This window comes from Pasteurella canis (assembly GCF_900454865.1).
Classification (GTDB): Bacteria; Pseudomonadota; Gammaproteobacteria; order Enterobacterales; family Pasteurellaceae; genus Pasteurella; species Pasteurella canis.
This window is the reverse complement of the sequence record NZ_UGTV01000003.1, coordinates 1-8,363: the sequence shown is the minus strand read 5'-3', so window position 1 is coordinate 8,363 and position 8,363 is coordinate 1. Positions and strand designations below refer to the sequence as shown.

The 8,363-nt window shown below is 34.2% G+C and carries 5 protein-coding genes and 6 pseudogenes; 6 read left to right on the top strand and 5 right to left on the bottom strand.

Annotated elements, in window-relative coordinates; genetic code table 11:
- From DYE19_RS00135 to DYE19_RS00120, 4 genes and pseudogenes are all read right to left on the bottom strand, one after another.
- Window positions 1-503 (bottom strand): annotated as a pseudogene (locus tag DYE19_RS00135) (ThiF family adenylyltransferase); the annotation flags it as partial.
- Between the two features lies 1 nt (window position 504).
- Window positions 505-1,437 carry a nucleotidyltransferase domain-containing protein gene (locus DYE19_RS00130; RefSeq protein WP_115322250.1) on the bottom strand — a complete coding sequence of 311 codons (933 nt, stop codon included), beginning with the start codon at window positions 1,435-1,437 and terminating at the stop codon, window positions 505-507.
- A gap of 164 nt (window positions 1,438-1,601) precedes the next feature.
- Window positions 1,602-1,772, bottom strand: coding sequence for a transposase (locus DYE19_RS00125; RefSeq protein ID WP_115322249.1), 171 nt, complete (start codon window positions 1,770-1,772; stop codon window positions 1,602-1,604).
- Between the two features lie 154 nt (window positions 1,773-1,926).
- A pseudogene (locus DYE19_RS00120) lies at window positions 1,927-2,441 on the bottom strand (single-stranded DNA-binding protein).
- Between the two features lie 168 nt (window positions 2,442-2,609).
- On the opposite strand from DYE19_RS00120, the pseudogene DYE19_RS00115 reads away from it, so the two are divergent.
- Window positions 2,610-3,860, top strand: a pseudogene (locus DYE19_RS00115) (UvrA family protein); the annotation flags it as partial.
- A gap of 43 nt (window positions 3,861-3,903) precedes the next feature.
- Here the strand turns inward: DYE19_RS00115 and DYE19_RS00110 are convergent.
- Window positions 3,904-5,247: pseudogene (locus DYE19_RS00110) on the bottom strand (UvrA family protein); the annotation flags it as partial.
- A gap of 166 nt (window positions 5,248-5,413) precedes the next feature.
- Here DYE19_RS00110 and DYE19_RS00105 point away from each other — a divergent pair.
- From DYE19_RS00105 to DYE19_RS11320, 5 genes and pseudogenes are all read left to right on the top strand, one after another.
- Window positions 5,414-5,930, top strand: a pseudogene (locus DYE19_RS00105) (single-stranded DNA-binding protein).
- A 490-nt stretch (window positions 5,931-6,420) separates the two neighbouring features.
- A complete protein-coding gene (locus tag DYE19_RS11335; RefSeq protein ID WP_218017979.1) occupies window positions 6,421-6,591 on the top strand; it encodes a hypothetical protein in 171 nt (56 codons plus the stop codon).
- A gap of 83 nt (window positions 6,592-6,674) precedes the next feature.
- Window positions 6,675-6,950, top strand: coding sequence for a hypothetical protein (locus DYE19_RS11330; protein ID WP_218017978.1), 276 nt, complete (start codon window positions 6,675-6,677; stop codon window positions 6,948-6,950).
- A 406-nt stretch (window positions 6,951-7,356) separates the two neighbouring features.
- On the top strand, window positions 7,357-7,797 hold the full coding sequence (locus DYE19_RS11325) for a hypothetical protein (RefSeq protein WP_218017977.1): 441 nt from the start codon (window positions 7,357-7,359) through the stop codon (window positions 7,795-7,797).
- A 76-nt stretch (window positions 7,798-7,873) separates the two neighbouring features.
- A pseudogene (locus tag DYE19_RS11320) lies at window positions 7,874-8,363 on the top strand (ThiF family adenylyltransferase); the annotation flags it as partial.

Here is an 8,363-nt window from a genome sequence, read left to right as displayed (position 1 = left end):
TTTGATTTTGTTAAGAAAGTGTTGGTAACAATACCAATCTCATTTTGAGAAAATGATTCATCAACATCTGTAAATTGAAAAGAAAAATATGTCTCTTTATAAGTACAATTTTCTGTGATTAGATGTTCATAATGCTCATCTTTTTCTTGGTTAATAACATATTTAACAATCCATTGTTTAATCGCTTGAAAATCCTGCTGTAATTTTTTGTGAAAAGTAATGCAATGTTGATTATGAAAACAAATTGCATTGTTCAACATTACATGGCTAAATTGTTTATACTCATCATCTTTTAGATAAAAGCCAATGGACTCACTATCACTGATTTTTAATGGGTAGGCTTGATCAATGATAATATTAAAATCAATAGGTTTATCTAATTCTTCAAAATCAAAAGTAATGTCAAAACTTACCTGCTCTTGTGAAAAGTGAAGGGCAGATAAATTTTGAATGTATGGAATGGATTGAATAGCTTGCTCTAATTCAATTTGCGAAAATTTCATATCAACCAAATCTTTGTGAAACTGGCGGTGTTGAAATTAAAACTGAACTTTTAAGACCATAAGCCTTATTCTCATCTTTATTATCTTCGGCAAATTTTTCATTTAATGGGAGATAAAACTCTATTTGCTTCTCATTTGATTCAATTTGTTCCAACATAGATTTTAATCTGAAAACCAACATATTTTTCTCAATATCATCTAGCGATAATGCCAAATCGTTATTGCTGTTGCCAGGGTCTTTGAGTGTAAAATTTTCGCTTTGAATATTATCAATAATATAATTTAGAACAGTTTTAAATTGTTCCCATAAGTTACCCTGTGGAGATGATTTTTCATAAGCCTTAATTACCAATAGTTCAATAAAAAAAGACTTGTATTTATATTGATGACAAGCTTTCCATATTTTTAGCAAGCGAATAACTTTTCTTTCATTTTCTTTGGCTTTAATGTGTTCAATTTGAGCATGAATATTGGTTTTAAGATATCCATCACTTTGTGTTTTATGTAAATTTAAGTTTTTTTCTACTGGAAATGAATCTTGACTTGTCTCTCTTGCAGGGACAACATCAATATTAATTTCATCTTCTTCATCAAAAGTCAAACCAATCGAAACACCTTGTTTTTTAATGGTCGTTTCATGCTGATATTTTTCAGTTAATTTTTCAAAAACATCTTCAAACATGTCTTCTAATGTTGAAAAAACATTGCGTTTAAATGGTACAACCAAATCCAAATCAAATTTGGTATTGATGGCGGTATGTTTTTTATACGAGCCAGAATTAAATGGCTCATAAATTTTACTACCATATTGTTCATTTAAAAATTGCTTAATCTCATCTCGTTTGGTGCGATATGTGTTAATCAACTCTTCAATATGTTTCATCCTGTAACTTTCTAGCACAGAGTTCAAGTAATCACTTTTATAGTTAGCCATAGTTAATCTCCATAAAATTTTCAGTACATAATAGATTATTTTGGGTTTTAATAAGCCCAAAATCGTTTGCTTTTACTATATTGAGTCATGCTACAGGATTTCAAGCCTTAACAGATAGTAAAGATGCTTCTGATTAAAATATAAGGTGCTGTGCTAGATAACGACTAAAACTCGATTTGGGTTAAGATAGTCAAATAATAAATTTGTCGTCGCCAACTATTCAAGGCTGATTGGCTAACTCGCATCATTTTACACACTTGGGTAACACTGTGTTTTCCATCTAATACCATTTCAACACATTGCTTTTTATATTCAGGGGTAAACAATTTACCCATTTTGCAATTATCCATTTTGAGAAAGTTTATCAAAAAGAGTCTTTGGTTTGTTGAAATTGGTTAGACCATTACTGTAAAAAAAGAGAACCCTTATCAATAAAGGATTCTCCATCTTTATATAGATTTTATTTTACATTTTTAATTTATATGGAATTCAGAATGGAATATTATCTTCTTCAAAGCCCATGTCCATTGGTGGCTCACTTTGTGGTGCAGACTGTTGTGGACGGTTAGATTGTGAGCTAAAGTTATTACCATAGCTGCCACTAGTCGGCGAATTGTATTGTGGCGCAGAGGCTTGAGGTGCGTAACCACCTGCTTGTGGTCGATCATTGCGGCTGTCTAGCATTTGTAGTACATCGCCTTGAATCTCTGTTGTGTAGCGATCTTGACCATTTTGATCTTGCCATTTACGTGTTCTTAAGCGCCCTTCTACATACACTTTTAGAGCCTTTACGTAAATACTCTCCAGCCACTTCAGCTTGACGACGATAGAATACGATGCGATGCCATTCTGTGATTTCACGGCGTTCGTTAGTATTTTTTATCAATCCAGCTTTCGCTTGTTGCAACGCTAATATTCGCTACGGCGTCGCCATTTGGCATTGTGCGAATTTCAGGATCATTTCCTAAATTGCCCACAATGATTACTTTATTTACTCCAGCCATATAATCCTCTTTCTCATTTTGAATTGGGGTGAAAATTCTTATTTATTTTGCCCTAAAATCACAAAAAAATCTATGCTTAAAACAAGTTTAACTGGATATTTGCACAGTTATTTGAGAATGTGCGATAATGATCGCAATTTGAACACTTTCTAATGGCTTTTTGTATTTATGGATAAAATTGAAGTACGTGGGGCGAGAACCCATAATTTAAAAATATAAACTTAACAATTCCACGTGATAAATTAATTGTAATCACAGGGCTTTCAGGCTCAGGAAAGTCTTCTTTAGCATTTGATACTTTATATGCGGAAGGACAACGTCGTTATGTAGAGTCACTCTCTGCTTATGCGCGCCAATTTTTATCTTTAATGGAAAAGCCCGATGTGGATCACATTGAAGGTCTGTCTCCAGCTTATTCAATTGAGCAAAAAATCTACTTCTCATAATCCGCGCTCTACTGTAGGGACAGTCACTGAAATCCATGATTATTTACGTTTGTTATTTGCAAGAGTTGGTGAGCCACGATGTCCAACACATCAAGTGGCGTTAACGGCACAAACGATTAGCCAAATGGTTGATAATGTGTTGAGTTTACCAGAAGACAGTCGAATGATGCTGCTTGCACCTGTAGTGAAAGAGCGTAAAGGTGAGCATATCAAGTTGCTTGAGCAAATTGCGTCACAAGGCTATATTCGTGCTCGAATCGATGGTGAGATTTGTGATTTATCCGATGCACCTAAATTAGAATTACATAAAAAACATACTATTGAGGTCGTGGTAGATCGCTTTAAAGTGCGTGCTGATTTATCTACAAGGTTGGCAGAATCTTTTGAAACGGCGTTGGAATTATCTGGTGGTACAGCTGTAGTGGCTTCAATGGATGATGATAATGCAGAGGAATTAGTATTTTCAGCAAATTTTGCTTGCCCACACTGTGGTTATTCTGTACCTGAATTGGAGCCTCGTTTTTCTTTTTAACAATCCTGCTGGTGCCTGTCCCACTTGTGATGGTTTAGGTGTACAACAATATTTTGATGAAAATAGGATTGTACAAAATCCAAGTATTTCTTTGGCGAGTGGGGCCGTAAAAGGCTGGGATCGTCGTAATTTTTATTATTACCAAATGCTGACTTCGTTAGCAAAACATTATGATTTTGATATTGAGCTGCCGTTTGAGCAGCTTCCTAAAAAATCAAAAATATTATTTTACATGGATCTGGTAAAGAGGAAATTGAATTTCAGTATATGAATGATCGTGGTGATGTTGTAGTCAGACACCATGCGTTTGAGGGCATTTTGAATAATATGTCACGCCGTTATAAAGAGACAGAGTCAATGTCGGTGCGTGAGGAATTAGCTAAAAATATTAGTACTTGCCCTTGCCATGATTGTAGTGGTTCTCGACGTCAAGAAGCCCGTCTTTGGGCTAGCGAAACAATCGAATGGTGAGAAATTTTGCCCAGTTTAAACTCATTTCATTGAAAAAACGTAATGTTTCCCCAATACTTTTTTCTGCTACATCTGGTAAATTTGTACTACCAATATACACATGACGGGCTTCTTGACGTAATCGAGAACCACTACAATCATGGCAAGGGCAAGTACTAATATTTTTAGCTAATTCCTCACGCACCGACATTGACTCTGTCTCTTTATAACGGCGTGACATATTATTCAAAATGCCCTCAAACGCATGGTGTCTGACTACAACATCACCACGATCATTCATATACTGAAATTCAATTTCCTCTTTACCAGATCCATGTAAAATAATATTTTTGATTTTTTTAGGAAGCTGCTCAAACGGCAGCTCAATATCAAAATCATAATGTTTTGCTAACGAAGTCAGCATTTGGTAATAATAAAAATTACGACGATCCCAGCCTTTTACGGCCCCACTCGCCAAAGAAATACTTGGATTTTGTACAATCCTATTTTCATCAAAATATTGTTGTACACCTAAACCATCACAAGTGGGACAGGCACCAGCAGGATTGTTAAAAGAAAATAAACGAGGCTCCAATTCAGGTACAGAATAACCACAGTGTGGGCAAGCAAAATTTGCTGAAAATACTAATTCCTCTGCATTATCATCATCCATTGAAGCCACTACAGCTGTACCACCAGATAATTCCAACGCCGTTTCAAAAGATTCTGCCAACCTTGTAGATAAATCAGCACGCACTTTAAAGCGATCTACCACGACCTCAATAGTATGTTTTTTATGTAATTCTAATTTAGGTGCATCGGAAAATCACAAATCTCACCATCGATTCGAGCACGAATATAGCCTTGTGACGCAATTTGCTCAAGCAACTTGATATGCTCACCTTTACGCTCTTTCACTACAGGTGCAAGCAGCATCATTCGACTGTCTTCTGGTAAACTCAACACATTATCAACCATTTGGCTAATCGTTTGTGCCGTTAACGCCACTTGATGTGTTGGACATCGTGGCTCACCAACTCTTGCAAATAACAAACGTAAATAATCATGGATTTCAGTGACTGTCCCTACAGTAGAGCGCGGATTATGAGAAGTAGATTTTTGCTCATTGAAATAGCTGGAGACAGACCTTCAATGTGATCCACATCGGGCTTTTCCATTAAAGATAAAAATTGGCGCGCATAAGCAGAGAGTGACTCTACATAACGACGTTGTCCTTCCGCATATAAAGTATCAAATGCTAAAGAAGACTTTCCTGAGCCTGAAAGCCCTGTGATACAATTAATTTAATCACGTGGAATTGTTAAGTTTATATTTTTAAATTATGGGTTCTCGCCCCACGTACTTCAATTTTATCCATAAATACAAAAAGCCATTAGAAAGTGTTCAAATTGCGATCATTATCGCACATTCTCAAATAACTGTGCAAATATCCAGTTAAACTTGTTTAAGCATAGATTTTTTTGTGATTTTAGGGCAAAATAATAAGAATTTTCACCCCAATTCAAAATGAGAAAGAGGATTATATGGCTGGAGTAAATAAAGTAATCATTGTGGGCAATTTAGGAAATGATCCTGAAATTCGCACAATGCCAAATGGCGGACGCCGTAGCGAATATTAGCGTTGCAACAAGCGAAAGCTGGATTGATAAAAATACTAACGAACGCCGTGAAATCACAGAATGGCATCGCATCGTATTCTATCGTCGTCCAAGCTGAAGTGGCTGGAGAGTATTTACGTAAAGGCTCTAAGTGTATGTAGAAGGGCGCTTTAAGAACACGTAAATGGCAAGATCAAAATGGTCAAGATCGCTACACAACAGAGATTCAAGGCGATGTACTACCAAATGCTAGACAGCCGCAATGAATCGACCACAAGCAGGTGGTTACGCACCTCAAGCCTCTGCGCCACAATACAATTCGCCGACTAGTGGCAGCTATGGTAATAACTTTAGCTCACAATCTAACCGTCCACAACAGTCTGCACCACAAAGTGAGCCACCAATGGACATGGGCTTTGAAGAAGATAATATTCCATTCTGAATTCCATATAAATTAAAAATGTAAAATAAAATCTATATTAAAGATGGAGAATCCTTTATTGATAAGGGTTCTCTTTTTTTACAGTAATGGTCTAACCAATTTCAACAAACCAAGACTCTTTTTGATAAACTTTCTCAAAATGGATAATTGCAAAATGGGTAAATTGTTTACCCCTGAATATAAAAAGCAATGTGTTGAAATGGTATTAGATGGAAAACACAGTGTTACCCAAGTGTGGTAAAATGATGCGAGTTAGCAATCAGCCTTGAATAGTTGGCGACGACAAATTTATTATTTGACTATCTTAACCCAAATCGAGTTTTAGTCGTTATCTAGCACAGCACCTTATATTTTAATCAGAAGCATCTTTACTATCTGTTAAGGCTTGAAATCCTGTAGCATGACTCAATATAGTAAAAGCAAAACGATTTTGGGCTTATTAAAACCCAAAATAATCTATTATGTACTGAAAATTTTATGGAGATTAACTATGGCTAACTATAAAAGTGATTACTTGAACTCTGTGCTAGAAAGTTACAGGATGAAACATATTGAAGAGTTGATTAACACATATCGCACCAAACGAGATGAGATTAAGCAATTTTTAAATGAACAATATGGTAGTAAAATTTATGAGCCATTTAATTCTGGCTCGTTATAAAAAAACATACCGCCATCAATACCAAATTTGATTTGGATTTGGTTGTACCATTTAAACGCAATGTTTTTTCAACATTAGAAGACATGTTTGAAGATGTTTTTGAAAAATTAACTGAAAAATATCAGCATGAAACGACCATTAAAAAACAAGGTGTTTCGATTGGTTTGACTTTTGATGAAGAAGATGAAATTAATATTGATGTTGTCCCTGCAAGAGAGACAAGTCAAGATTCATTTCCAGTAGAAAAAAACTTAAATTACATAAAACACAAAGTGATGGATATCTTAAAACCAATATTCATGCTCAAATTGAACACATTAAAGCCAAAGAAAATGAAAGAAAAGTTATTCGCTTGCTAAAAAATATGGAAAGCTTGTCATCAATATAAATACAAGTCTTTTTTTATTGAACTATTGGTAATTAAGGCTTATGAAAAATCATCTCCACAGGGTAACTTATGGGAACAATTTAAAACTGTTCTAAATTATATTATTGATAATATTCAAAGCGAAATTTTACACTCAAAGACCCTGGCAACAGCAATAACGATTTGGCATTATCGCTAGATGATATTGAGAAAAATATGTTGGTTTTCAGATTAAAATCTATGTTGGAACAAATTGAATCAAATGAGAAGCAAATAGAGTTTTATCTCCCATTAAATGAAAAATTTGGCCGAAGATAATAAAGATGAGAATAAGGCTTATGGTCTTAAAAGTTCAGTTTTAATTTCAACACCGCCAGTTTCACAAAGATTTGGTTGATATGAAATTTTCGCAAATTGAATTAGAGCAAGCTATTCAATCCATTCCATACATTCAAAATTTATCTGCCCTTCACTTTTCACAAGAGCAGGTAAGTTTTGACATTACTTTTGATTTTGAAGAATTAGATAAACCTATTGATTTTAATATTATCATTGATCAAGCCTACCCATTAAAAATCAGTGATAGTGAGTCCATTGGCTTTTATCTAAAAGATGATGAGTATAAACAATTTAGCCATGTAATGTTGAACAATGCAATTTGTTTTCATAATCAACATTGCATTACTTTTCACAAAAAATTACAGCAGGATTTTCAAGCGATTAAACAATGGATTGTTAAATATGTTATTAACCAAGAAAAAGATGAGCATTATGAACATCTAATCACAGAAAATTGTACTTATAAAGAGACATATTTTTCTTTTCAATTTACAGATTGATGAATCATTTTCTCAAAATGAGATTGGTATTGTTACCAACACTTTCTTAACAAAATCAAAATATAAAGATAAGGATATGTACCATTATTTAGTGCAATCTTTTACGCATAATATTACCCAAAGAAATTGCCAATGGTCATCGTTTTACTCAAACAAGGAAAATGATTTATCAGGGATTTATGTCTTTATTGGTAAAAGACCATCAAATTATGATAGATTTTCATTTTCAAATTGGCAAGAATTTAAATCCTTATTTAACCAAGAAATGTTAAGTGAGATTTGGAAAATTACTTTTTCTATTCAACAAAAATATATACCTATTTTTATTGGATATAATACAAAAAATCAAAACATCCACTGGCAAGTTGCGATGATTGATTTGAAAGACCAATTTTTCAAAAATACGCAAGGAATATATGAACTTTGCGATAAGAAAAAAACTGGGTTATTTCAAAAATTCATCCTATCATTATTTTTTCGGACGAGGTGCGTTTCATCCAAATCTAACGATAAAAAAGTGCTTATTATTGGGCTAGGAGCGATTGGAAGTCAAGTTGCTAAGACAC

What these genes read in the sequence shown, in the direction of transcription:
- DYE19_RS00125 (WP_115322249.1), bottom strand. Translation starts at nt 1,772, where the DNA reads ATGGGTAAATTGTTTACCCCTGAATATAAAAAGCAATGTGTTGAAATG.
- DYE19_RS11330 (WP_218017978.1), top strand. Translation starts at nt 6,675, where the DNA reads ATGTTTGAAGATGTTTTTGAAAAATTAACTGAAAAATATCAGCATGAA.
- DYE19_RS00130 (WP_115322250.1), bottom strand. Translation starts at nt 1,437, where the DNA reads ATGGCTAACTATAAAAGTGATTACTTGAACTCTGTGCTAGAAAGTTAC.
- DYE19_RS11325 (WP_218017977.1), top strand. Translation starts at nt 7,357, where the DNA reads ATGAAATTTTCGCAAATTGAATTAGAGCAAGCTATTCAATCCATTCCA.
- DYE19_RS11335 (WP_218017979.1), top strand. Translation starts at nt 6,421, where the DNA reads ATGGCTAACTATAAAAGTGATTACTTGAACTCTGTGCTAGAAAGTTAC.